Genomic DNA, 24,156 nt, shown 5'->3' with positions numbered 1-24,156 from the left:
GCGCGGATGGTCCCCGGGCGGGACCTCGCGGGGCACGACCGTGCGCCCCCCCGGCTCGGCGACGATCCCCTCCTCCGCGAGGCGCTCGCCGAGTCGTCAGGTCGCCTTCGCCGGCCCGTCGAAGATCACGTCGGTGATCAACGCCCCGAGGGGATCGGCATGGGCGACGAGGGCGGGCTGCGAGTGGATCCAGGCGGCGGCGCCGGCCAAGCCGAACAGGCCGATGCCGTCCAGATCGGTGCGGGCGGCACCTGCCGCCTGGGCGCGGGCGAGGAGCTCGGATCCGGCCGTCTTCATCGCCGCGCACGAATCGTGGAGAGCGGACTCCGGATCGTCCAGGGCGGACGTCATGAGCTCGACGACCCCGCGGTAGGTGGCGGCGCATGCGACGAAGTCGCGGAGCCATCCCGCGAGCGCGGATCCCGGGTCCTGCTCGGGATCCGCGCTGCTCGCCCGCACCGCCAGGTCGTCGAAGCCCGCGCGCAGCAGGGCCTCCAGGAGGGCGTCCCTCGTCGGGAAGTGGCGGAGCAGCGTGGCGAACCCGACATCGGCTCGCCGGGCGATGTCCCGCAGGGAGGCGTCGACGCCCTGCTCGGCCACGACCTCGCGGGCCACCTCGAGGAGTCGGCTGTAGTTCTTGGCGGCATCAGCCCGCATCCGGCGCTCCTCGCATTGACAAAACGAACCAGTGGTCCGTATATTCGGACCACCGCACCGCTTAGCTTAATGCGGCCCCGACGACAGGAGCCACGATGACCGACGACATGATGGATGCGATCCGAGTGCACGAGGCGGGAGGACCCGAGGTCCTCCGCTACGAGCGCGTCCCGATCCCCGAGCTCCAGGCCGGCGAGGTGCTCGTCCGGGTGCACGCCGTGGGCGTCAACCCGCCGGACCGGTACCTCCGCGACGGCATGCGGATCCTGCCCCCGGAGCTCCGACCGCACGTCCCCTTCCCCGTCATCCTGGGGTCCGACATCTCGGGCGTGGTCGTGGCCGTGGCCGACGACGTCACGTCCTTCGCCGAGGGCCAGGCGGTGTTCGGACTGATCCGCTTCCCCGGGGCCCTCGGTGAGGCGTACGCCGAGTACGTGGCCGCGCCCGCCTCGGATCTGGCCCTCACGCCCGTCGGCCTGGACCACATCCACGCCGCGGCGCTCCCGATGGCCGGCTTGACCGCGTGGCAGCTCCTCGTGGACAACGGCGCCGGCGTGGTCCCGCCGTTCCAGGGGACGGTCCACCGGCCGGTGCCCCTCGGCGCGTCGTCGCGGGTGCTCGTCAATGGGGCGGCGGGCGGCGTCGGGCACATCGCCCTGCAGCTGGCGAAGTGGAAGGGCGCTCACGTCACGGCGATCGCGTCCGGACGGCACGAGGCCTTCCTCCGCGGTCTCGGCGCCGATGAGGTCATCGACTACACGACCGTCGGCGCTGACGAGGTCCCCGAGGGCTTCGACCTCGTCGTGGACAGCGTCGGAGGGCCGACGACCGGGCGCTTCCTACGCTCCGTCGTCCCGGGCGGGGCGCTGTACCCGGTCTTCTTCGGCCCCGTGGACCCGGCCGACGCCGCCGAGAGGGACGTCACCGTGTCCAGCACCCAGGTGCAGGCGAACGGTGGCCAGCTCGCCCGGATCGGCGAGCTGGCGGCGGCCGGAGCGGTGCGGGTCGCCATCGACGGCACGTTCCCCCTGGCGTCGGCCGTCGCCGCCCACGTGCGCGCGGACGAGGGTCACCTCCAGGGCAAGATCGTGCTGACCGTCGCATGAGCGCCCCGAGCTCCACGGTGACCGAGGTCGACCGCCATCTCGCCGCCCAGGTGGTCCTCGCCCGCTACGCGGCCGCCCTGGACGAGCACGACCTCGCCGCCCTCGAGGCGCTCCACGACGTCGCCGCCACCTGGACGTTCACCACGGCCGGACAGCCGGCGCTCGCGCTCATCGAGGGGCGCACCGCGATCCTCGACTTCGTGCGCGGTGCGCCGCGCACGCCCGAGGAGCGCCAGCGGCACGTCGTGACGAACGTCGACGTCCTCCCGGGCGGCGGGGATGAGGGCGAGGTCGAGGCCAGGGGGTACCTCGTGCTGATGTCGGTCGTGAGCGGATCGGTCACCATCGTCGGCACGGGCACCATCCGGCTGCGGCTCGTCCGGGATGCGGACCGGTGGAGGATCCTCGCCCTCGCCGTCGAGTTCGACAGCACACCTGCCGCCTGACCGCCTGCGGCGACGGACCGGGCGAGCAGGCGGCCGGGCCGTGCACGTGGGGCGGACGCCGATGGGGTGCGGCGCCGATCCCCCGGACGATCGGCGCCGTGCTCAGGCGTCCGGTCCGCTCCGTCTCACGTCGCGATCGCGGACCGGATGGCGGTGACCCGCAGGAAGTCGAGCTTGTCCGCGTCGGGACCGCTCGCCGTCGTGGAGTAGACGACGAGCTTGATGTCGGAGTCCGGCACGGTGACGACGTCGCAGTCGAGGGTGACGTCGCCGACGAGCGGGTGGTGGACGGTCTTCACCGATGACTGGTGGGCAGCGGCACGGCCCTCGCGCCAGAGGGCGGCGAAGCGAGGGCTCTGATCGCTGATGCGGTCGATGAAGGACCGGAAGCGCGGATCCCCGCCGAGCGTCGCGGCGGACCGGCGGAGGTCGGCGACGAGTGCGCGCTCGAACGCGTCCGGCCCTCCGTGGGCGGTCGCGATGCCGGCGATGCTGTCGTCCACGAAGGTCTGCACGATGAGGTTCTGCCCGGGATCGCTCGCCACCGATGGCGCCCCGAACAGCGACCGCCACAGCGGGGTCGAGTGGAGGAGCGTCCAGTCGGCGGCGAAGACGGCGAGCGGCAGGTCGGACATGCGGACGAGCATCCGCTGCACCCCCGGCGGGATGTGGTGCGAGACGACGCCGGTGCCGGGCGGCGCCAATCCCGCAGCGCGGTGGAACAGCTCGGTCTCGGGCCGGTCGAGCTGCAGCGCGCGGGCGAGGGACGCCACGATCTGCGCCGACGGGGTGCGGGAGCGCCCCTGCTCCAGGCGCATCACGTAGTCGATGCTGACGCCGGCGAGCTGTGCGAGCTCCTCGCGGCGGAGGCCCGCTGTCCTCCTTCGGCCGTAGGACTCGATCCCGACGTCGCCGGGCTGGAGGCGGCCCCGCCAGGCGCGGAGGAGCCCGGCGAGGGAATCGACGTCAACGGGCACGGCCCCATCCTCCCCCGCCCGACGATGCGCAGCGTGGCACCGGTCGTCCCATGCACGCCCACCTCGCGCGGCCCCGGGTAGCACGATCCTTCCCTGGCTCGCCGACCCGCGGGAGCGCACGCTCGATCCCACGACCTACAGGAGAGGCACGCACATGACCGCAACAGCAGGTGGATACGTCACCGTCATCTGGCAGACGAAGGCCACGCCGGGGAGGGAAGCGGACCTCAAGGCCTTCATCACCGCCGCCGTCACCCCCTCCCGGAACGACGCCGGCAACATCGACTACGAAGCCCACGAGGTCGACGGGACGCCGGGCGCGTTCGTGATCTACGAGCGCTGGGAGACCCGGGAGCACCTCGACGCCCATCTGAGCGCGCCCCGCATGCAGGAGCTCGTCCCGCAGATGCTCGAGCTCATCGACGGATCGATCGAGGACGGCATCACCCTCCTCCGCCCCTTCCGCCCCACCCACTGACGACGCACTCCGAGGAGAACCATGACCATCACCCTCATCACCGGCGGGAACAGGGGCATCGGCTACGAGACGGCCCGCCGCCTCATCGCTGCCGGCCACACCGTGTGGATCGGCGCCCGGGACGCGCGACGCGGCCGCGAGGCCGCCCACGCGCTCGGCGCCTCCTCCGTGCAGCTCGACGTCACGGATGACGCATCGGTCGCCGCGGCGGTCGACACGGTCCGAGAGCTGGCGGGCCATCTCGACGTGCTCATCAACAACGCCGGCATCCTCGGCGACGTCACGTCCCCCGAGGACATGACCGTCGATCAGATCCGCGTCGTGTACGAGACGAACGTGTTCGGCGTCGTCCGCGTCACCAACGCGTTCCTGCCGCTCCTCCGACAGGCAGCGCACCCCTCGGTCGTCAACGTCACGAGCGGGCTGGGGTCGTTCACGATGATCCACGACCCCGAGCGCATCGAGTCGCAGTACCCGCTCGCCGCCTACGGGTCGTCGAAGACCGCCGTGACGATGCTGACCATGCAGTACGCGAAGGCGACCCCGGACGTCCGCTTCAACGCGGTCGACCCCGGGCAGACGGCGACGGAGTTCACCGGGGACCTCGGGCACGCCGTCGAGGACGGCGCCGACGCCGCGGTCCGCATCGCGACCCGGGGAGCTGACACGCCCACGGGGACGGTGACCGACCGCGATGGCGTGCTGCCCTGGTAGCGATGACGGCTCGCTGATCGGGCCCTCCCCGCCTGCTCGACGGTCGCGCGCGTCGTCGAGCAGGCGCGGAGGGAGACGCACGAGGTCGACGCGACGGGCAGCCGGGCGGCCCAGCACGGCACGCGACCGCAGCCCTCCCGGTGTGCCGAGCGGTGTCGCGGATGCGGATCTCCAACCGGCCGCCGCGGAGCTCCGGTCGCGGCCGCGGCTCCGGCTTCGTGTCGACAGGAGAGCGGACATCCGTGCGCACGTGTACCCCACTTCCCCTCCGCTATGGCGCTTCGGCGGTCGAGGGCCTACGTTCCAACCAGTCCCCGATGATTACCCGTTGCTGGGGATGTCGCATCCCGTCGCAGGAGCACGCCCCCCACGCGACGCGATCTCGAACACAACAGTCGTCAGGCCCGAACCCGGACGGCTGTGAGCTGGGCCCGGTCGGCGCTCGCGCGCTCGCCGGGCTCGGACTCGGTGCGACCGACGCCCCTCGCCGGATCCCCTGCACCTCGCCGCACGTCGCTCATGGTCGCCGTTCGTGGTCGCCGGTGTCGACGAAGGAGACCGCAGGGGCCTGCGCCGCTCGCGTGGGAGATCGGGAACGGCGACCCCGTCCACGCGCTCCTCCGTCGAGACGGGTCGGAGATGGTCCGGACAGGCGTGCATCGCCCCTGCGCGGTGCAGGCGTGACCGTCGCCGCGATGCCGACGCCCGTCGGTGATGGCCGGCCGGGCGTCTTAACCTGGATGATCACCGTCCGCTCCGAAGAGAGAGCCCCCTCGCCATGGTCCTCCGTGAGACCCAGCTCGTCGAGACGTTCGTCACCCTGACCGACACGCTCGTCGCCGACTACGACACCGCCGACGTCCTCCACACGCTCGTGGATCGGGCCGTCGAGCTGTTCGACGCCTCGGCCGGCGCGATCCACCTCTACGACGGACGCGGTGCGCTGCAGGTCGTGGCCTCGACGAGCCACCGGAGCGAGTTCATCGGCCTCTCGCAGCTCAACGCCGGAGAGGGCCCGTGCCTCGACGCGTGCGCCACCGGCCAGCTCGTGACGGTGGAGGACAGCGCGGAGATGCGACGCCGTTGGCCGCTCTTCACGGAGGCGTCCTGCGAGTCGGGATACGCGGGGGTCCACGCCATCCCCCTCCGCCTCCGCGACGAGGTCGTGGGGTCGCTGAACCTCTTCCGCGAGTCGGAGGGCCCGCTGAACGGCGCGGACGCGCGCGCCGCGCAGGCCCTGGCGGACGTCGCGACGATCAGCGTCCTGCAGCAGCGCACCCTCGACGAGGCGAACTCCGGGCGCCAGCAGCTGCAGCGCGCGCTCGACAGCCGCGTCGTGATCGAGCAGGCGAAGGGCTTCGTCGCGCAGGCCCAGGGGATCGACGTGGGTCAGGCGTTCGAGATGATCCGGGATCACTCGCGGTCGCACGCGACGAAGATGACGGAGGTCGCCCGCTCGATCGTGGACGGGGGCGTCGTGCTCGACGTGCCCGGTCCGGCCGCCTGACGAGCGTCACCGCGCATCGGCTCTTCGCCCGAGCACGGGCACTGCTGCCGGACCGCGCAGGTAGTGCGGGGCGGGTACGACGAACTCCGCGCCGACGGCCTCGATGTCCGGCTCGCGCCGCACGCCACGGAGTCGCTCGCCGCCGACGCCGCAGCGACCCGCGACGTCCTCGACGGCCCCGAGATGCTCGTCGGCCGCTCGTACGGCGGAGCTGTGGCGACGGTGCCAACGCCACGTGCCCGGCGGCCGTTAGCACGAGCGGACGAGCGCGCGAGCTACCCGCGGAGATCCAGCGCGTCCACGAGCTGCGCCACGCGCGCCCGACCAGCCGCGTCCAGTCCACGGACCGGCCGCGGCAGGCAGTCGGGGGCGACCAGGCCCAGGTGCTCGGCGATCGCGGCGACCACGCGGTAGCTGCCGCCGTGCTCGGCGAACAGGTCCCACAGCGGCTGCAGCCGCGCCGACTCCGCCGACGCAGCGGCGTGGTCGCCGGCGCATGCCGCGCGCGTGATGGTGAGGGCCGGCGCGGGCAGCGTGCCGCCGATGACCGAGTACCACGCGTCGCATCCGGCGATCAGCCCCGTCGCCGCGGAGGCGTCGCCCGACACCCCGATCGTGACGGACGCCGGCACGCGGTCCCGGATGGCCCGCACGCGCGCGGCGGCCTCGGCCGGATCCGCCGGGACGCCGGGGATCTTGATCGACGCGACGTGCGGCAGCTGCGCGATGCGCGCGTAGAGGTCATCGGTGAAGGTCACGTGCGTGGTGCCGGGGTTGTCGTAGACGATCAGCGGCACCGACAGCGCCGCCGTCACGTCCTCGAACAGGCCGTGCACCTCGTCGTCCGAGAGGGCCTGGTACGTCACGGGCGCCAGCAGGACCGCGCTCGCGCCCGCCTGCTGGGCGTCCTCGGCCAGCGCGAGGACCTGCGACGTGCGGAGCGCCCCGATGCCGACGATCACCGGGGTCTCCCCCGCGTGGTCGACCGCGGCGGTCGCCACGCGGCGGCGCTCCTCGCGGTCGAGGTACATGTACGAGCCGGTGGACCCGAGCGCGGTGATCGAGTCGACGCCGGCAGCAGCAGCGCGTTCGACGAGTCCCGCGAACGCGGCCGCATCGAGTGCGCCGTCGCGCAGCGGCGTCAGGGGGAAGGCGCTGAGACCGGTGAGCATGGGGACGTCCGATCTGGTCGAGGGGATCAGCGCCCGGACGGGGCTGTCCGGATCACTGTGCCAGAGCCGACCCGCGCGTCCGGCAGGAGCCCCGTCACCAGGAGCGATCGGCTCGGAGCCCTCCGCGCTCGATGGCGTGCGAGCGCGTCAGGCGGGGCAATGCACCTGCGTGCGAGCTCCCGAGCGATCGATGTCGTGGTCCGGCATCGGCTTCCCGCACATCGGGCACAGCTGCGACCTCGGCACCGGCACCGGGTCGTCGGTGTACGGCCCGAGCGGCGGCGCACCGAGGTACGGCCGCAGCCGCTGGTTGAACCTCTCGACGGCCGCACCGAACCCGCGCTCGCGTGGCTTGCCGTCCTCGTCCCTGGTACCGCGTGTCATAGTATTAAGTGTACGCGGTAAATCATCGCGGGTGCACCGGCGGCGGACGAAGGAAGCGGGACATGAGATGAGCGCGGATCCCCTGACCCTCGACAACCAGGTGTGCTTCGCGGCCGTCCTGGCAGCTCGGACCGTCGTGTCGCTCTACCGGCCGATCCTCGAGCCGCTCGGCCTCACGCATCCGCAGTACCTCGTCATGCTCGCGCTCTGGGAGCGCGACGGCCGGTCGATCTCCGACCTCGGCGGCGCCCTCCAGCTCGAGCCGGCGACGCTGACGCCCCTCCTGAAGCGCCTCGAGGCCGCCGGGCTCGTGCGACGAGCACGCAGCGACGAGGACGAGCGCGTCGTGCGCGTGACCCTCACCGACGCCGGGCGCGCGCTGCGGGAGCAGGCCGAGCACGTGCCGGGCCGCATCGCCGCCCGCACCGGGATGTCGATCGCCGAGCTCACGCAGCTCCGCGACTCCCTGCGCGGCTTCGTCGACCGCCTCGGGGCCGCCCCTGCGGGGTCCGTCGCGATCTAGTGCGGCCGGGGTGTCGGGGCGGGGGGATCTCCCTCCGGAGGCGTTCGCCGGAGTTCCTGGCCATCCCCCACGGGGGCCGCGATCACCTGTCGCGTGGATGTCGGGTCGTCGTCGCGTAGATGCCATGGCCGGGGTCCACCTGTCGGACGCCCGCCCCGTCTCGACCGGGCGTGACGGCCGGGCGCACCCGGGCATCGGATCGTGATCCCCGTCACTGGGGGGTGCGGGTGACGAGGTACGGCGGTAGCTTCCCGAGCAGGGGGACCGCGATGACCTGCGCATCCGCGGGTGTCACCCCCGGGTCCCCACCCAGAACCGAGATGAGCTGCCGATGAGGAACGCGTTCGCTGCCGCTGCGGCCGGTGCGATGCTCATCGCCCTGTCCAGCTGCTCTCAGCCCAGCACGAGCGCACCCGCTCCGGCGGTCACGCCATCTCCGACGGCGACCCCGCGCATGAGCTTCGACGACGGCCTCCTGACCGTCGAGCAGGATCGGGCCGCGGACGGCAGCCACGTCTCCTTCACGGCCCGGCTCGCCGGCCCCCTGTCCTTCGAGGACGGATGCGTCCGCGTGGGCGGCGTCCCCGTCGTCGTGCCGCGCCCCGCGAGCTGGGACGGCGGGACCCTCAGCGTCGGCGACCAGAGCTTCGCGCTCGGCGACGAGCTCGAGATGGTCGGCGGGTACGCGCAGGATCGACAGCCCGGACAACCCACCGACTGCCCCGGTGAGACGTTCTTCGCCGGCGGAGTCGAGCCCCTCGCCGACGAACGCTGAGCGACATCCGTCGAGCTGCAGCATCGCGACGGTTGGCGCTCGCCGCCCCAGGTGGACTGCGAGGCCTCCGCGCGCGCCTGGATGTGCTCCACACCCGCAGCCGCCCGTCCACCACCCGGAGAGCCCTCCCCCGGTCGCCCCGCGTCCGGGACGCCCGTGTGCCGGCCGACCGCGGCCATCCGTCCGTCTCCGGATCTTCGGCGGGCGTCCACGCGCCGGCCTCCCGCGGACCCGGAGCCGGGTGCGACCCTGGGCCATGGTGACGCGACCCCGGGTCCTCGTCGTCGGCCTCGTGGGGGTCGGCCTGCTCGGCGGTGCGCTGGTGCTGCTCGGCTGGACGATCGACGAGAGGCACTTCGCGCGACCGGACGCCGGCTTCGATCGGCTGACGTCGCGCATGGAGGCGCTCCCGGGCGTCGGGGTCCAGCACTCCGAGCGCTGGGTCGAGGCGCCGATGTTCCTGGATCCGGACTCCTGGATCCAGCTCGAGGTCGACGCGGCCGGTCTCCCCGGGGCGCTCACGGCCGTCTGCGAGGCCGAGCATCCGGATGACGTCGCCTGGTCGGTCGTGATCGACACCGGTGCGGGCACCACCGTCACCGTGCACGACGCGGTCCCCGCGGCGAGCGACGCGCGCGGATCCCGGTGCCTCGATCCCGGCTTCGACGTCGTGCGCCTCACCGACGCGGCCGGGCGCCTCGTCCCGGGCCTCGACCTGCAGCCGAGCATCCGGGAGGACGGCGTGCTCGCGCTCGCGTCCCTCGAGCCCGGGATCGGCGACGTCGCCGCGATGCTGCCCCTCGTCGCGCACGCCGACGACCTGCGGGATGCGGCCGGGCTCGCCTCGGACCGACCCGTGGTGATCGACTCGATGACCGTCGGGGTCACGATCGGGCCCGACGAGCACGATCGCTGGCTCGTCCTGCTGGACGGCCTCGTCACCGAGCACGGGGTCGCGAGCCTCTCCGCCGACGACGGCAGCGCGCAGCTGGACGGCATCGCGAAGGTGCAGGTCGTCGCACCCGACGATGCGCACGACGCCGTCCGGGAGCGGATCAGGGCGTCGGGCCTGGCCATCGCCGGGTACCCCGTCCGGTTCCTCCCGTTCGACGAGCCGGACGTCGACGCCGAGCAGCCCGCACCGGTGGCCGCATCGGTCGCCCGGGTCGATCCGTCGGCGTCGGCCTCCCCCGTGGCTCGCGCGCGGATCGCCCCGCCGACATCGCCCGTTCGTCCGGAGGACGCCCGAGGCGGATCGCCCCGACCCACCGTGGGCCCATGAGAGGCGAGGGGACGCGCCGTCCGGCCGTCGGCCCGACGGGGAGGGCGGCGACGGCGCTCGCAGCCGTGCTCGTGCTCGCCTCCGCCGGGCTCCAGCAGCGGGCGGCGCTCGAGCGCTGGCCCGACGACGGGCGCCTCCGCGGCGGCCACTCCATCCAGGACCACCTCTTCGACTACACGTTCCCGGCGGACCCGTGGGAGAGCCTGGGCATCGCCGCGGAGCTGGTCGGGATCGGCTGCCTGCTGCTCGCGTGCGCGCTGCCGCTCGCCTTCGCCGACGCGCGGAGTCGAGGTCACCGAGCGGTCATCCCGGCGGTCGTCGGGGCTGCCGGCTCCTTCGGGTACCTGGGAGTGCATGCGCTCGTCTCCGGGCTGATCCACGCGCCGACCGTCCTGCAGTCGACGCTCGTGGCGGCGGTGCCGGGGCTGCTCGCGCCGGTCAGCCTGATCGCGCTCGTCGTCCTCCACGCCCGGACCCGGCCCGTGACCGCCGCCGCGTGCGCGCTCCTCCTCGGCACGACCCTGCCGGGGCACCTCGTCGCGATGTTCTTCGTTGCGCCCGTGCTCGTCGGCTTCGCGTCCCACGACACCACGCCGTGGACCGAGTCCGTCGTCGCGGCCTGGACGGCCCTGGCCGGGATCCTGCTCCTGGTGGCGGCCGCTGCGCGAGGGCGCGCGGACGGTCGGGGCGGCGCACCGGCTCCGGCTCGTCCGGCCGCGGGGCGCGGACGCGTGGCGCGAGCGGATGGTCGATCCGGGGGTCCGACGGCCTGAGGGACTCGCGCCCCGGGCGCTGCCCGGCTCACCCGGACGCGCGTGGGACGCTCGGGGCCCGCAGCAGGGTCGCGAGCCAGGCGACCAGCGTCGCCGGGATGAGGAGCTCGGTGAGCGCGGGTCGATCCACGACCGTGACGCCGTCGATGAGCCAGGTGCACGTGCGGCCGAGGGGGAACCAGCTCCATCCCGCCTCGCCGAAGACCGATCCCCCGGGCGAGAGCTCGCAGCCGACCGTGTCGCCGAGCAGCAGCTGCTCGGCGACCACCGTCCCGATCCACGCGAGCGCCAGCACGGACCAGGGCAGGAAGCGGACGCGGGGATCTCGGAGGGCTGGCATGCTCCCACCCTCCCGATGCCTCCTCGCGGACGCGTCCTCCGCGGTGATGATCCGCGCGGTGCCCCGTGCCACCTGCTCGACGGCGCACGGTCCGCCGCTCGTCGTCCTCCTGCTACTCGATGGACTCGACGGCGGTCTTCACCTGAGCGGCGACGGCGTCGGACAGCGGCGCCGAGCCGGCCTGGTCGGCCGCTGCCTGCTGGCCCTCGGTGCTGGTGACGTAGCTGAGGTAGGCCCTCACGATCTCGCCGACGGCGGGGTCCTCGTACTCCTGGCAGGCGATGAGGTAGCTGATCAGGACGATCGGGTACACACCGGCCTCCTGCGTCGCGAAGTCGAGCTCGTAGACGATGTCGTTGTCCTCGCGGCCCTCGGCCTGCGGGGAGGCGTCGACGATCGCGGCAGCGGCCTCGGGTGAGTAGCTGACGAACTCCTCCCCGACCTCGATCCTCGCGACACCGAGCTCGCCGGCCTTCGACGCGTCCGCGTAGCCGATGGTGTTCGTGCCACCGGTGACGGGGCTGACGACGCCCGCGGTCTGCGCAGCGGCCTCGCCGCCCTGGTAGGGCCAGACGCCGTCCGGTTCCGCGTCCCAGACGTCGGGCGCGGTGGTGTGGAGGTAGTCGGCGAAGTTCTCGGTGGTGCCGGAGTCGTCGGAGCGGTGCACGGCGGTGATGCCCGCGTCGGGCATGCCGGCGTCGGGGTTGAGGGCGACGATGGCCGGGTCGTTCCACTTCGTGATGGTGCCCCTGAAGATGCCGGCCGCCGTGGCCGCGTCGAGGTTGAGCTCATCGACGCCGTCGATCTGGAAGATCATCGCGATGGGCGAGATGTAGGCGGGGACGTCGATCGGCTTGACGCCGTCGACGCAGTTGCCGAACGTGCCCTCGAGCTCGTCGGTCTTCAGTGCGCGGTCGGAGCCGGCGAACTGGTCGTTCGGACCGCCCTGCATGAAGCCGTCGCGGCCGGCACCCGAGCCCTCGCCCGCGTAGCCGATGGTGACCCCGGGGTTGGCGGTCTGGAACGCGGCCTGCCACACCTCCTGCGCGGAGGACTGCGAGGAGGCGCCCCGGCCGTTGATCGAGCCGGACAGGCCGTCTCCGCCCTCGGCCGGAGCCTGCGGCTCGTTGGACGCGCAGGAGGACAGGGCCAGGGCGACGGCCGCCGCGAGTGCGGCTGCGCTGCTGAGGCGGGTGCTGTTCATGGGGAGCCTTTCGGGATCGAGTGACGCGCGATCGGCCGGCGCGGGGCCGGACGCGATCGCCCGCGGGGATGCGCGTGCGGACGGAAGGGAGGTGTCCGTCCGTTGGGGGTCGTGCGGGGGTGCCGCCCGCGAGCAGCGGGTCCGACGTGGAGTCGATGCAGGTGCGCAGCGCTGCATGGATCGGCGGCGGCGCTGCTGACATCCGGCAGCGGATCCGCTGTCAGAGGGGCAGGATCTCGCCGGCCAGCAGCATCGCGCCGGCGCGCGCCTTCGCGGTGCGGGTGTCGCTCTGCCACAGGGCGGCGATGCGCACCGCGTCGGCGTCGGAGTAGCCGCCCAGGCCGAACGCGGCGATGTCCTGCTCCTCCGTGTACGCGGAGGGGGTCGCGGGGACGGGCTCGTGCGCGAGCAGCAGGCCGCCGACCCGCGCCTTCGCGGCGAACAGCTCGGTCGAGCCCCAGACGGTGGCGAGGCCGAGGGCGTCCTCGTAGTCGGCGCGGGCGAGGAAGAACGCGGCGAGCTGCTGCTCGTCCGAGTACGGCGCCGTCGCCGCCTCGTCGGGGCCGAAGGGCAGCGGCTGGCCGGTCCGCAGCTTCGCTCCGGCCTTGCCCTGCGCGGCTTCCGTGTCCACGCTCCACACGACGGCGAGGTTCACGGCGTCGTCGGCGTACGCCGAGGAGGCGAAGGCGGCCAGGTCGGCCTCCGAGTACACGATCTTCGGCGCCTGGGTGGGAGCGGTGACGGCGGGCGCCGTCACCGCGGCCTCGGCCGAGGCGGGCCGGGTCGGCCCCGCGAGCACCCCGGCGGATCCGAGCGCGATGATCGATCCGGTGAGCAGGCAGGCCGCGGCGGCGGTGACCGCGACGCGCTGGAACGCCGATCCTGAACCCGATCCCGAGCTCGGGCGGCGGTCGGTGGGGGGCTGTCGGGGTGAGTCGGTCATGTCGTGCTCCTCGTCCTGGTCGGCGGGATCCGACGCGATCCGTCGCGTGTCGTCCCTCGGCCGACGCTAGGTGCGCCGGGACCCGGCGACGACGCTCCGGGTGAGGATCGGGCCCTTCGGCACGGGTTCCCCGCCGCGGGGAGGAACGCGGCCGCAACCTGTTCCGTCGCGAGGATGAACGTCGCTGCCGGCCGGGGCGACGTGCGGACGAGTCCGGCCGGCGGCTCGAGCCGGGGCACCCGGGGCATCGGGCCCGCGATCTCGTGTCCCCGGGGCGCTGTCGGCGGTCGACGGACGGCGGCCGTGACGCTCCGCGCAGCCATCACGCGTGCCGACGCGGGCCCGCGCCGGGCCTCGTGAAGCCCGACTGGAAGGCGAACACGGCGGCCTGCACCCTCGTGGTGCTGCCCGTCTTGGCGAGCACGCTCGAGACGTGCGACTTGATGGTCGCGGTGCTGAGGAAGAGCTCCGTCGCGATGTCGACGTTGCTGAGCCCGCGCGCGACGGCGTCGAGCACCTCCCGCTCCCGCTCGCTGAGGGTCGCCAGCGCGGCCAGCCGGAGCGCGTCGGCCTCGACCGGGGCGCTCGGCGCCGCCCTCTGCTCGATGAGCGCCCGCGTCATCGCCGGGTCGATGAGGGAGTCGCCCCGGGCGGCGGAACGCACGGCGGCGGCGATGAGGTCGGGGCCGGAGTCCTTGAGCAGGAAGCCCGACGCGCCGGCGGCGATGCCGTCGAACAGGTGCTCGTCGTCGTCGAAGGTGGTGATGAGGACGACCGCGCAGCCGAGCTCGGGCACGAGCCGACGGGTGGCGGAGATGCCGTCCAGGCGCGGCATGCGGATGTCCATGACGATGACGTCCGGTCGGGTCGCGCGGGCATCGCGGATCGCCTCCTCGCCGTCCGCGCTGCGGCCGACCACGCTGATGTCGTGCTCGGCCTCGAGCATGGTCGCCAGGCCCGCCCGCGCGATGGGCTGGTCGTCCACGACGAGCACCCGGAGGGTCACGCCGGGTCCTCCCGTCCGCCGGACGCGATGGGGCGGGGCAGCTCGGCGTGGACCGACCACCCGGTGCCCGCAGGACGCGGGCCGGCGGCCAGGCTGCCCCCGAGGGAGGCCACCCGCTCGCGCAGGGACGGGGTGCCGGAGCCGCCTCGCGGGACCTCCGGGAAGCGCTCGCGGGCGGGCCCCGGATCCGTCACCGTCACCGTCCACGCCGACGGCACCTCGTCGACGACGACGCGGACGCCGGTCGCCGCGGAGTGCAGCATCACGTTGGTGATGCCCTCCTGCACGACCGCCACGATCACGGAGCGGTGCGCGGGCAGGAGGCCGTCGCCGACGCGGACCGCCACGTCGACGTCGTAGCCGATGCCGCGCACCCGCGCGCAGAGGACGTCGAGCTCGGCGGCGAGGCTCCGCGGCGCGGTGGCGGCGGGGTCGAGCGGCGCGGCCTTGAGGATCCGGACCACGCGGCGGATGCGGGCGAGCACGTCCTGGCCGCCCGCGGCGATGTCGGCGACGGCCGCAGGCAGCTGCTCCGGCTGCCGGTCGGCGACCCGGAGCGCGGCCTGCGCGCGGATGACCAGGGCGGCCACGTGATGGGCGACCTCGTCGTGCAGGTCGCGCGCGATCCGCGTCCGCTCCCGCTCCGCGATGCGTGCCTCCTCGGCCGCCCGCAGCTCGACGAGCTCCCGGTTCTGCGCCGCGAGCGCCACCGCGGCGAGCCGCTGCCGCCGGAGCATGAGGGCGACGAGCACGACGAGGGCGCACGCCACGAGCTCCGCGAACAGGAGCGACCGGTCGACGTCGGTGTCGAGCAGCAGCACGTCGTCGAGCGGCCGCCCGGCGAGGGCGTTGGCGACGATGTCCCGCCAGGGCGTGATCACGAGCACGCCGAGGACGCCGAACGCGGCCGACGCGACGAGGACCGGGCCGCGGCCCGCGATGGCGAGGAACGCGACGACGCCCAGGGGCACCAGCGACTCGGGGGCGCGCACGTACAGGCCGTACAGCTCGGGCGGCAGCGGGCCGAGCGTGGTGTACGCCGTGTAGCCGGCGACGATCACGAGCGTCTCCACGGGCCACCGACCGGCGGTCGCGGCGCCGAGGATCCCGATGGCCCCGAGGTAGGCGTAGCCCGGGAGGCCCTGGGGCTGCCAGCCGAGGTGCAGGGCGACGGCCAGGCCCGAGCCGTAGACGGCTCCGGCGAGGGCGATCGCCGCGAGGGTCCGCAGGAGCCCGGCGTGAGCAGCGGCGAGGGACGCGAGGGCGCCTCGCGGCCGTCCGCCGAGGAGACGGCGTCCGGCTGCCTCCCCTCCGGCGTGCGTCACGCGGCTCACGCTAACGTCACGACGGCCGCGCGTTCTCGGCCGAAGGGATGAGTCCCGCCAGTCGCCGGAGCTCAGCACGCGCGGTCCCCGGGTCGTCCGTCGACGGACGCGGGACGGGCTCCGGCCGCAGGCACCGCGCCAGCAAGCGCTCGACCAGCTCGGCGCGACGGGCGATCTCGGCGCCGTGCAGGGCGCCGGGGAGGATCCGCACCTCGACGGTGTCCCGGCTCGGCTGATCGGTGAGCAGCGCGGTGAGGTTGACGTCGAAGTACTTGGTGAGACCGGTCGCCGCGGCGAGCCCCTGCATGCGTCGCCAGCGCTCGGCCTCCCCGGACGGCGCGGCACCGCCGTCGGTCGCATCGGCGTCGACGAGCTCGAGGAGCGCCGGAGGCAGCGCCTGCAGCCGCACGCAGGCGGGGTTGGTCTCGAGCTCCGCGCGCAGCGGCTGTCCCCAGTGGCCGAAGAGCCGCACGAGATTGGCGAAGGCGGCGGTCGAGCGGAACGGCGCGGCGTCGAGGTGGAGGTGCACGGCGGCCTCCGCGGGGACGCCGAAGCCGGCCTCGCGCGCCGGTCGGAGCAGCGCCTCCAGGGCCGCCTCGTGGTCGTGCCGCAGCGGCGGCGTGACGATCTCGCACGGCCGCTCGCGGCCGTACGCGAGGGCGGTCGCCATGGCGATGCTCGCGCCCGCGCGGTCGCGGAGCCGGCGGACGGGACCGATCGTCTCCACCGCCGTGCCGAAGAGGTCCGCCGCGTCGTCGAGGACGGTCCGGTAGGGCGCGGCCGCGTCGGTGCGGTCGGCGACGAGCCGGAGGAGCCGGGGATCGTCGGACAGCACGCGGTAGAGGCCCGGGTCCGGCCGCTCCCCCGTCCCTGTCCCCGTGCCCGCGCCCGCGCCCGCGCCCGCGCCCGGACGGTGCCCCGGATCCTGCGCCGCGGCCTGCACCTGCTCGCGCCGGAGGTCCGCGACGATCGTGATGTCGTCGACGAGCGTCGCGAGCGGGCCGCCGTCCCGGTCCCGGACGTCGAACCCGGGCGTCAGGTGCCAGAAGTGCCCCATGCCGGGCACGAGCGACGGCTCGGAGTCGGTGTGGAAGAACCGGGTGACGCGTCCCCCGTGCTCGGCGGCGATGCGCTCCGCCAGGGTGAGGCGGCTGGCGCCGGGTGGCGCGATCAGCTCGATCTCGAAGCCGATCCGGCTGCGGAGCTGCGTCACGGCCGCGCCGCTCGGCCGGCGACGGGCGAGGAGGAGGCGCACGCATCGTGCGGAGTGGGACGCGGATGATGCCGTGAGCCGGTCACGCTGTCTCCTCGATGGGTCGGGCGCAGCTGACGCGAGGATCGTGCCGACCATGCCGGTCCACTATCGCATCGCTGGCCGAGGCGCGGTCGCGGGATCCGATCCCCGGCGTCGACGCCGGGCCCCGCGGCTAGCCCCCGCTCCGCGCTCCCTCGTCCGCCGCGACCTCCTTCTGCACCGCGAACTGGGTCCGGTGCAGCTCCTCGTACCGCCCGCCCGCCGCCAGGAGCTCCTCGTGCGTGCCGCGCTGCACGATCGCGCCGTCCTCGACCACGAGGATCAGGTCCGCGCTGCGGATGGTGGAGAGGCGGTGCGCGATCACCATCGCCGTCCGTCCCTCGAGGGCCTCGCTGAGCGCCGCCTGCACGGCGGCCTCCGACGTCGAGTCCAGCGCCGCCGTCGCCTCGTCGAGGATGACGACGCGCGGCTGGGCGAGCAGGAGCCGGGCGATGGTCATCCGCTGGCGCTCACCCCCGGACAGCCGGTAGCCGCGCTCCCCCACCATGGTGTCCAGCTGGTCCGGCAGGGACCGGATGAGCGGCTCCAGCCGGGCGCGGCGGACGGCGTCCCACACCTCGTCCTCGGACGCCTCCGGCCGGGCGAGGCGCAGGTTGGAGAGGACCGTCTCGTGGAACAGGTGGCCGTCCTGCGTCACCATGCCCAGGGTGTGCCGCATCGAGGCGGAGGTGACGTCGCGGACGTCCGTCCCCGCGAGGCGCACGGCGCCGCTGTCGACGTCGTACAGGCGCGCGAGGAGCTGCGCGATCGTCGACTTGCCGGCGCCGGACGTGCCGACGAGGGCGACGGTCTGCCCCGGCTCGATCCGGAAGGACACGCCGTGCAGCACCTCCTCGCCGCCGCGGGTGTCGAGCGTCGCGACCTCCTCGAGGGACGCCAGCGACACCTTGTCGGCGGACGGGTAGGCGAAGCGGACGTCGTCGAACTCGACGGACACGGGGCCCGCGGGGACGGCGACGGCGTCGGGCGCCTCCTGGATGAGCGGTTCGAGGTCCAGCACCTCGAAGACGCGCTCGAAGCTGACCACCGCGCTCATGATCTCCACCCGGGCGTTCGCGAGGCTGGTCAGCGGCGCGTAGAGGCGGGTGAGGAGGAGCGCGAGGGTGACCACCTCGCCGGTGTCCAGCTGGCCGGCGAGCGCCAGGAAGCCGCCGAGCCCGTACACGAGGGCGAGCGCGAGGGCGGAGACGAGCATCAGCGCGGTGAAGAAGACGAACTGCAGCATCGTGCTCCGGACCCCGATGTCGCGGACGCGGGCGGCCCGGACGCGGAACTCCTCGGACTCCTCGTCGGGGCGGCCGAACAGCTTGACGAGGGTGGCGCCGGGAGCCGAGAAGCGCTCCGTCATCTGCGTGCTCATGGCGGAGTTGTGGTCGGCGGCCTCGCGGCGGAGCGCGGCGAGGCGGCTGCCCATGCGGCGGGCGGGCACCAGGAAGACGGGGAGCATGACCACGGCGAGGACCGTCACGAGCCAGGACGTGCTGAGCATGACGACCAGGGTGAGGATCAGCGCCACGAGGTTCGTGACCACGCCGGACAGCGTGCCGCTGAAGGCCTGCTGCGCGCCGATCACGTCGTTGTTGAGGCGGCTCACGAGGGCGCCCGTCCGGGTGCGGGTGAAGAACGCGATCGGCATCCTCTGCACGTGGTCGAAGACGGCCGTGCGGAGGTCGAGGATCACGTCCTCGCCGATCCGCGCGGAGTACCAGCGCGTGACGAGCGACACGGCGGCGTCGGCCACGGCCACGAGGGCGATGACGACGGCGAGCCAGGTGATCGTGCTGACCTCGCCCCGGGCGACGATGACGTCGACCACCTGGCCGGCGAGCACGGGCGTCGCGACCGCGAGGAACGCGCCGACGACCGAGAGCGCGATGAAGACCGCGAGCTTCGCCCGGTACGGCACGGCGAACGTCAGGATCCGCCGCACGGACGCGCGGGAGATGCCGTGCGCTCCGTCCCGGGCGCTCGAGATCTTGTAGAGCGAGCTCCAGGCCGCGCCTTCCATGCTCATGGCGTCTCCTTCGGTGGGCAGCGCGCCCGGATCGAGTGGCGGATCCCCGAGCTCGGGGTCCGTTCCAGCGGCGGCGATCCGGGAGGGCGTCCCGGAGGACGGCCCGGTCGGCGACACCCGCGGCGTCGTGGCCGTGCTCGCGGACGCGTCGGGTGGACCGGCCGACCCGCCCGCGCTCGCTCCCCTCATCATGGGCCACGGACGGCAGGGGCGGCGTCCGCGCAGGCGAGCCGTCACCGGCGGCCGGGTGCGCCCGAGCCCCGGTGGCCGCCGCCGAGGAGGACGGGAGGCGGCGGATCACGCCGGGACGCGCACCCCCGTCAGCTCCTCGGAGAGCGAACACATGCGGCGCGCGTCGTCGGCGTCGGCGACGCGCGGGTAGGGCCGCTGCTCCGCGGGCGGGCCGCCCAGGTGGCCGGGTCCGCTGGGACCGACGAGCCGGCCGCCGCCAGCGGTCGAGGTGGCCGCGTAGAGCGCCGGGAGGGAGGCGCTGTCGGCGGTCCCCACGAGGATCCCGAGCCGCGACAGGAGGCGGATCGTCCGCACGTCGAGCCCGTCGCGGGAGCGGCCCGTCGACGTGCGCGCGGCGAGGAGGCTCGTCGGCGCGATGCCCGGATGGGAGAGGTCGCTCGTGATCCCCCACCCGCCTGCCGCGCTCCGCCGCTGCAGCTCGAGGCCGACGAGGCCGAACGCGATCTTCGACGAGCTGTACGCCTGCATCGCGTGGTAGCGGCGCTCCCACTGGAGGTCGTCCCACTCCACGGCGCCGGCGGTGGCCGCGATGCTGAGCTGCGAGACGACGCGCGCGGATCCCGCCCGCAGCAGCGGCAGCAGCCGGCCCATGAGCGCGAAGTGGCCGAGGTGGTTCGTGCCCAGCTGCAGCTCGAAGCCGTCGGCCGTGGTCCGGCGCTCGGGCGGCGTCATCACGCCGGCGTTCGCGACGAGCAGGTGGAGGGGCGCACCCTCATCCGCGAGGCGGGCCGCGAGCGTCGCGACGGAGTCGAGCGACGCGAGGTCGAGGTCGTGCAGCGCCACGCGGGCGGAGGGGTGGCGCTCCCGGATGCGCGCCACGGCGGCCTCGCCCTTCCGCCGGTCGCGCACCGGCAGGAGCACCTCGGCACCGGCGCCGGCGAGCCGCGTGGCGAGGGCGAGGCCGATGCCGTCGCTGCCCCCGGTGACGAGGGCGCGGCGACCGGCGAGGTCGGGGACGGGGATGTCGATCGGGCGACGGGGCATGGCGGATCCTCCTGGCGACGCCGACGCGGCGGATCCGCGTCGGCTGCGACGAGACTGCCCGGCCCGCGGATCCGGATCCACGGCGCGTCGAGACGTGGATGGCCAGGTCCTGGCTGGGACCGCGGCCACCCGGGAGGATGGACGCGACACCAGGAGGACGCATGCGCCAGATGGATCCCGCGGGGCTCGCCCAGTTCCTCCGCGGCCGCCGCGAGGCGCTCCAGCCCGAGGACGTCGGCCTGCCGCGCACCGCGCGCCGCCGGACGAGCGGGCTGCGCCGCGAGGAGGTCGCGGCGCTGTCCAGCATGTCGGCCGACTACTACGCCCGCATCGAGCGCGGCAGCAGCCCGCAGCCGTCGGAGCAGATGCTCGCCGCGATCGCGCACGGGCTGCACCTCACGGTCGAGGAACGCGACCACCTGCTCCGTCTCGCGGGGCACCAGCCGCCGGTGCGCGGCGGCACGAGCGACCACGTGGCCCCCGGGCTGCTGCGGATCCTCGACCGACTCGAGGACACCCCCGCCGAGGTGGTCACCGAGCTCGGCGAGACGCTGATGCAGACGCCGCTCGGCATGGCGCTCACGGGCGACACCGCCCGCCTCACGGGGCCCGAGCGGAGCATCGGCTACCGCTGGTTCGCCGATCCGGCCACCCGTCGACTCTACGCGGAGGAGGACCACGACCTGCTCGGCCGCCTGTGGGTCTCGGGTCTCCGCGAGGTCGCCACCCGGCGCGGCCCGGAGTCCCGCGCGGCGCGCTACGTGGAGCTGCTGATGCCGCGGAGCGCCGAGTTCCGCGCGCTGTGGGCGACGCACGAGGTGGGCGTCCGGCCGAACGCCGTCAAGCGGTTCGTGCACCCCGAGCTCGGCCGGCTGGAGCTGTCGTGCCAGACGCTCGTGGATCCGGAGCAGTGGCACCACCTGCTCGTCTACACGGCCGCCCCCGGCTCCGAGAGCCACGAGAAGCTGCGCCTGCTGTCGGTGATCGGCAGCCAGGCGATGGGGTGAGGTCCGGGCCGTCCGCCGCGCGGGCGGGACGGGCCCGGGACCCGACCGCTTCGGGGGCGACGCGACCTCCGGCTCCGCGGCGTCGCGGAGCCGGGCGGCCGCCCCGGCCGGGTCAGTCCGCGTCCACCACCACGGCCGTGATGACCGGCTGGCGGCGGTGCTGGCGCTGCAGCCAGCGGGAGAGTCCCTCGCTCATGGCGCGCTCGGCGGCCGGGCCGTCGAGGCGGCGGCGACCTGCGGCGGCGGAGAGGGCCTTGGCGACCGCGGCCTCCGCCTCCTTCTTCCAGCCGTCGTGCGCGACGAACCCGCGGGTGAGGAACTCGGCCGGGTCGAGCAGCCTCTGGCTCGGCTCGTCGAAGATCCCGAGCACGGTGATGTGCCCCTCGCTCGCCAGCGCGCGGCGGTCCTCGAGGGCCTTCTCGGTGGCGACGCCGATGGTGGCGCCGTCGACGAAGACGTAGGGCGCGGGGATCCGGCCGGAGACCGTCGCCTTGCCCTTGACGAGGTCGACGCTCACGCCGTCCTCGATGATGAGGACGTTGCTCTCGGGGAGCCCCGTCCGCACCGCGAGGGCGGCGTTCGCGACGAGGTGGCGCCACTCGCCGTGCACGGGCAGCACGTTGCGGGGCTTCACGAGGTTGTAGCAGTAGACGAGCTCGCCGGCGCTGGCGTGGCCGGAGACGTGGACCTTGGCGTTGCCCTTGTGCACGACGTCCGCGCCCCAGCGGATGAGGCCGTTGATCACGCCGTAGATGGCGTTCTCGTTGCCGGGGATGAGGGAGCTCGCGAGCAGGATCGTGTCGCCCTCCCCCACCTGGATGATGTGCTCGCGGCGCGCCATGCGGGACAGCGCCGCCATCGGCTCGCCCTGCGAGCCGGTGCAGACGAGCACGACCTTGGCGTCGGGCATGCGCTCGAGCTGCTTGAGCTCGACGATGAGGCCCTTCGGCACCTTCAGGTAGCCGAGGTCGGCCGCGATCTTCATGTTGCGGACCATCGAGCGGCCGACGAACGCGACCTTGCGGCCGTGCTTCTCGGCGGCGTCGAGCACCTGCTGGATCCGGTGCACGTGGCTCGCGAAGCTGGAGACGACGATGCGCTTGGGGGCGCTGCGGAACACCTGCTCGATGGCGGGCGCGATGTCCTGCTCCGCGGTCGTGAAGCCGGGCACCTCGGCGTTGGTCGAGTCGGTGAGGAACAGGTCCACGCCCTCCTCGCCGAGGCGGGCGAACGCGCCGAGGTCGGTGAGGCGGCGGTCGAGCGGGAACTGGTCCATCTTGAAGTCGCCGGTGTGGAGGACCATGCCGGCCGTGGTGCGGATCGCGACGGCGAGCCCGTCCGGGATGGAGTGGTTCACGGCGACGAACTCGAGGCCGAAGGCGCCGGCGTCGATGCGGTCGCCCTCGCGGACCTGCCGCGTGACCGGCTTGATCTTGTGCTCCTCGAGCTTCGCGGTGATGAACGCGAGCGTGAGGCGCGAGCCGATGATCGGGATGTCCGGCCGCTCCTTGAGGAGGTACGGGACGCCGCCGATGTGGTCCTCGTGGCCGTGCGTGAGGACGATGCCCGCGATCTTGTCGAGGCGGCCGCGCAGCATGCTGAAGTCGGGGAGGATCACGTCGATGCCGGGCTGGGTCTCCTCGGGGAAGAGCACGCCGCAGTCGACGATGAGCAGCTCGCCGTCCTGCTCGAAGACCGTCATGTTGCGGCCGACGTCGCCGAGCCCGCCGAGCGGGGTGATGCGCATGCCGCCGCGGGGCAGGCGCCCGGGCTTCGCGAGGTCGAGGGAATGGGCGGTGGTGGGAGGCATGGTGCCTTTCTGGTCCGATGGTGCGGGTCGTGCGTGCGACGGCTGCCCGGTCCGGGCGGGTCGCGCTTCGAGGCGGTGCCTCGGGTGGTCATGTGCCCGTCGGCGGCGACGGGTGCGGTCGCACGGGGCCGCGAGGGCGGTCCCGAGCGCCGCGGCAGAGCGGAGCCGGTAGTCGATCCGAGCACGAGGGGCGCGGATCCGACGAGGGCGTCGGAGACCAGTCTCCCAGGCCCGGGAGGGGATCGGCCCCACTCGGGCCCGGGCGCGCCTCGACCCGACGTCGACGCGCGCCGCGGAGCCCCGGCCCGCTCGCGGCCGAGCGACCCGACGCTCGCCGGACATCCGCCGTCCACGGGCGGTCGCACCCCGACCGCTACGGTGCCCCTGTGGATGCGGATCGGTGGCGGGCGGTGGGATTCGGCGCGTCCGTGCACGTGCTCCGGTTCGGGGTGATCATGGCCGCCCTGGCGCTCGCGCCGCGGCTGGGGATCACGGGCTGGTACGCGGGCCTCGCCGCCAACGTGGCCTGCGTCCTCTTCGCGGTGGCGCTCGTGACCGTGCGCGGCCAGTGGCGCGCGTCCGGTCTGCTCCGGCTCCGGGCGAGCAGGTCGGCCCTCCTGTTCCTCGTGCCGTTCGCGCTCGAGGTGCTGCTCTGGGCCGTGCCGGCCGGTCTCGTCGAGCGACCGCCGGGCTTCGGGCTCTTCGCGCTCACCCTGCTCCTGGTGGGCCTCAACGAGGAGCTCACCAGCCGCGTCGTCGTGCTGGAGCGGATGCGGCGCTCCTTCGGTGCCGCCGGGGCCGTCGTGCTCACGGGCGCCCTCTTCGGGCTGCAGCACCTCTCCGCCTTCGCCACCACCTCGCGCACCGTCGACGACGTCCTCCTGAACATCCTCGTCTCCGCCTGCTTCGGCGTCGGCCTGGCGGCGTTCCAGTACCGCTTCCGGTGGGTGCTCCCCCTGGTCCTCCTGCACGGCGCCGCCGACTTCACGACGATCCACTCCGCCGACCCGCTGCCGGACGCGGTCGTCGCGCTCACCTGCGTCGCGTTCCTCGCGACCGCCGCGCTCATCCTCCGGGGCCGCTCAGCGCGGACGGTCGCCGCGGCGGCGCCCCTGCCGGCGGCTGACGCGCGGACGCCCTGACGCGCACGCTCCGGATGCCC

General features: G+C 74.1%; 24 protein-coding genes. 11 read left to right on the top strand and 13 right to left on the bottom strand.

Annotation, left to right across the window (positions count from 1 at the left end):
• Nucleotides 1–96: 96 nt before the first annotated feature.
• A complete protein-coding gene (locus tag ACT7CP_RS08520; RefSeq protein ID WP_445441894.1) occupies nt 97–657 on the bottom strand; it encodes a TetR/AcrR family transcriptional regulator in 561 nt (186 codons plus the stop codon).
• Nucleotides 658–752: 95 nt separating this feature from the next.
• Between ACT7CP_RS08520 and ACT7CP_RS08515 the strand changes: the two genes are divergently transcribed.
• Together ACT7CP_RS08515 and ACT7CP_RS08510 are read left to right on the top strand one after the other, a co-directional pair.
• Complete coding sequence (locus ACT7CP_RS08515) at nt 753–1,763, top strand: NADP-dependent oxidoreductase (RefSeq protein WP_445441893.1); 1,011 nt, start codon at nt 753–755, stop codon at nt 1,761–1,763.
• Entirely contained in the window at nt 1,760–2,209 is a 450-nt protein-coding gene (locus tag ACT7CP_RS08510; RefSeq protein ID WP_445441892.1) for a nuclear transport factor 2 family protein, read from the top strand. The genes ACT7CP_RS08515 and ACT7CP_RS08510 overlap by 4 nt, the downstream gene beginning before the upstream one ends.
• A gap of 125 nt (nt 2,210–2,334) precedes the next feature.
• Here the strand turns inward: ACT7CP_RS08510 and ACT7CP_RS08505 are convergent, their stop codons facing one another.
• Nucleotides 2,335–3,186 carry a helix-turn-helix transcriptional regulator gene (locus tag ACT7CP_RS08505; RefSeq protein ID WP_445441891.1) on the bottom strand — a complete coding sequence of 284 codons (852 nt, stop codon included), beginning with the start codon at nt 3,184–3,186 and terminating at the stop codon, nt 2,335–2,337.
• Between the two features lie 154 nt (nt 3,187–3,340).
• Here ACT7CP_RS08505 and ACT7CP_RS08500 point away from each other — a divergent pair, with 154 nt between their 5' ends.
• The 3 genes from ACT7CP_RS08500 to ACT7CP_RS08490 all read left to right on the top strand — a co-directional run bounded on the left by ACT7CP_RS08500 (nt 3,341) and on the right by ACT7CP_RS08490 (nt 5,885).
• Nucleotides 3,341–3,664 (top strand): putative quinol monooxygenase, encoded by a 324-nt coding sequence (locus tag ACT7CP_RS08500; RefSeq protein WP_445441890.1) that lies wholly within the window; start codon nt 3,341–3,343, stop codon nt 3,662–3,664.
• 21 nt (nt 3,665–3,685) lie between these two features.
• Nucleotides 3,686–4,378, top strand: coding sequence for an SDR family NAD(P)-dependent oxidoreductase (locus ACT7CP_RS08495; protein WP_445441889.1), 693 nt, complete (start codon nt 3,686–3,688; stop codon nt 4,376–4,378).
• A gap of 778 nt (nt 4,379–5,156) precedes the next feature.
• Complete coding sequence (locus tag ACT7CP_RS08490) at nt 5,157–5,885, top strand: GAF and ANTAR domain-containing protein (protein WP_445441888.1); 729 nt, start codon at nt 5,157–5,159, stop codon at nt 5,883–5,885.
• Between the two features lie 275 nt (nt 5,886–6,160).
• Here the strand turns inward: ACT7CP_RS08490 and ACT7CP_RS08485 are convergent, their stop codons facing one another.
• Both ACT7CP_RS08485 and ACT7CP_RS08480 read right to left on the bottom strand, forming a co-directional pair.
• The gene (locus ACT7CP_RS08485) at nt 6,161–7,057 is read right to left on the bottom strand and encodes a dihydrodipicolinate synthase family protein (RefSeq protein ID WP_413962955.1); all 897 of its coding nucleotides are present in this window, start codon (nt 7,055–7,057) and stop codon (nt 6,161–6,163) included.
• Nucleotides 7,058–7,204: 147 nt separating this feature from the next.
• A complete protein-coding gene (locus ACT7CP_RS08480) occupies nt 7,205–7,441 on the bottom strand; it encodes a hypothetical protein (protein WP_445441887.1) in 237 nt (78 codons plus the stop codon).
• Between the two features lie 67 nt (nt 7,442–7,508).
• Here ACT7CP_RS08480 and ACT7CP_RS08475 point away from each other — a divergent pair, with 67 nt between their 5' ends.
• From ACT7CP_RS08475 to ACT7CP_RS08460, 4 genes are all read left to right on the top strand, one after another.
• Nucleotides 7,509–7,964, top strand: a complete 456-nt coding sequence (locus tag ACT7CP_RS08475; RefSeq protein WP_413962956.1) for a MarR family winged helix-turn-helix transcriptional regulator — start codon at nt 7,509–7,511, stop codon at nt 7,962–7,964.
• A 331-nt stretch (nt 7,965–8,295) separates the two neighbouring features.
• Nucleotides 8,296–8,739 (top strand): hypothetical protein, encoded by a 444-nt coding sequence (locus ACT7CP_RS08470; RefSeq protein ID WP_445441886.1) that lies wholly within the window; start codon nt 8,296–8,298, stop codon nt 8,737–8,739.
• A 256-nt stretch (nt 8,740–8,995) separates the two neighbouring features.
• Nucleotides 8,996–10,021, top strand: a complete 1,026-nt coding sequence (locus tag ACT7CP_RS08465) for a hypothetical protein (protein WP_413962958.1) — start codon at nt 8,996–8,998, stop codon at nt 10,019–10,021.
• Nucleotides 10,018–10,794, top strand: coding sequence for a hypothetical protein (locus tag ACT7CP_RS08460; protein ID WP_445441885.1), 777 nt, complete (start codon nt 10,018–10,020; stop codon nt 10,792–10,794). The genes ACT7CP_RS08465 and ACT7CP_RS08460 overlap by 4 nt, the downstream gene beginning before the upstream one ends.
• A 28-nt stretch (nt 10,795–10,822) precedes the next feature.
• Here the strand turns inward: ACT7CP_RS08460 and ACT7CP_RS08455 are convergent, their stop codons facing one another.
• The 8 genes from ACT7CP_RS08455 to ACT7CP_RS08420 all read right to left on the bottom strand — a co-directional run bounded on the left by ACT7CP_RS08455 (nt 10,823) and on the right by ACT7CP_RS08420 (nt 20,177).
• A complete protein-coding gene (locus tag ACT7CP_RS08455) occupies nt 10,823–11,134 on the bottom strand; it encodes a hypothetical protein (RefSeq protein WP_445441884.1) in 312 nt (103 codons plus the stop codon).
• A 112-nt stretch (nt 11,135–11,246) separates the two neighbouring features.
• The gene (locus ACT7CP_RS08450) at nt 11,247–12,338 is read right to left on the bottom strand and encodes a phosphate ABC transporter substrate-binding protein PstS (protein ID WP_445441883.1); all 1,092 of its coding nucleotides are present in this window, start codon (nt 12,336–12,338) and stop codon (nt 11,247–11,249) included.
• A 220-nt stretch (nt 12,339–12,558) separates the two neighbouring features.
• Nucleotides 12,559–13,281, bottom strand: coding sequence for a hypothetical protein (locus ACT7CP_RS08445; protein ID WP_445441882.1), 723 nt, complete (start codon nt 13,279–13,281; stop codon nt 12,559–12,561).
• 322 nt (nt 13,282–13,603) lie between these two features.
• Nucleotides 13,604–14,287: a response regulator gene (locus ACT7CP_RS08440; RefSeq protein WP_445441881.1), complete on the bottom strand. Its 684-nt coding sequence runs from the start codon at nt 14,285–14,287 to the stop codon at nt 13,604–13,606.
• Nucleotides 14,284–15,612, bottom strand: a complete 1,329-nt coding sequence (locus tag ACT7CP_RS08435) for a sensor histidine kinase (protein WP_445441880.1) — start codon at nt 15,610–15,612, stop codon at nt 14,284–14,286. Before ACT7CP_RS08435 ends, ACT7CP_RS08440 begins: the two co-directional genes overlap by 4 nt.
• A gap of 16 nt (nt 15,613–15,628) precedes the next feature.
• Nucleotides 15,629–16,867, bottom strand: a complete 1,239-nt coding sequence (locus ACT7CP_RS08430; protein WP_445441879.1) for an amidoligase family protein — start codon at nt 16,865–16,867, stop codon at nt 15,629–15,631.
• A 172-nt stretch (nt 16,868–17,039) separates the two neighbouring features.
• The gene (locus ACT7CP_RS08425) at nt 17,040–18,941 is read right to left on the bottom strand and encodes an ABC transporter ATP-binding protein (protein ID WP_445441878.1); all 1,902 of its coding nucleotides are present in this window, start codon (nt 18,939–18,941) and stop codon (nt 17,040–17,042) included.
• A 297-nt stretch (nt 18,942–19,238) separates the two neighbouring features.
• Entirely contained in the window at nt 19,239–20,177 is a 939-nt protein-coding gene (locus tag ACT7CP_RS08420; RefSeq protein ID WP_445441877.1) for an SDR family oxidoreductase, read from the bottom strand.
• A 161-nt stretch (nt 20,178–20,338) separates the two neighbouring features.
• Here ACT7CP_RS08420 and ACT7CP_RS08415 point away from each other — a divergent pair, with 161 nt between their 5' ends.
• Complete coding sequence (locus tag ACT7CP_RS08415) at nt 20,339–21,184, top strand: helix-turn-helix transcriptional regulator (protein ID WP_445441876.1); 846 nt, start codon at nt 20,339–20,341, stop codon at nt 21,182–21,184.
• A 112-nt stretch (nt 21,185–21,296) separates the two neighbouring features.
• On the opposite strand, the gene ACT7CP_RS08410 is transcribed toward ACT7CP_RS08415, so the two are convergent.
• On the bottom strand, nt 21,297–22,994 hold the full coding sequence (locus ACT7CP_RS08410; RefSeq protein ID WP_413962969.1) for a ribonuclease J: 1,698 nt from the start codon (nt 22,992–22,994) through the stop codon (nt 21,297–21,299).
• A 386-nt stretch (nt 22,995–23,380) separates the two neighbouring features.
• Here ACT7CP_RS08410 and ACT7CP_RS08405 point away from each other — a divergent pair, with 386 nt between their 5' ends.
• A complete protein-coding gene (locus tag ACT7CP_RS08405; protein WP_445441875.1) occupies nt 23,381–24,136 on the top strand; it encodes a CPBP family intramembrane glutamic endopeptidase in 756 nt (251 codons plus the stop codon).
• The last annotated feature ends 20 nt before the right edge of the window (nt 24,137–24,156 follow it).

This window comes from Clavibacter rahimiani (assembly GCF_052654495.1).
Note: the sequence above shows the minus strand (reverse complement) of the source record. Positions and strands in the feature narration are given on the sequence as shown.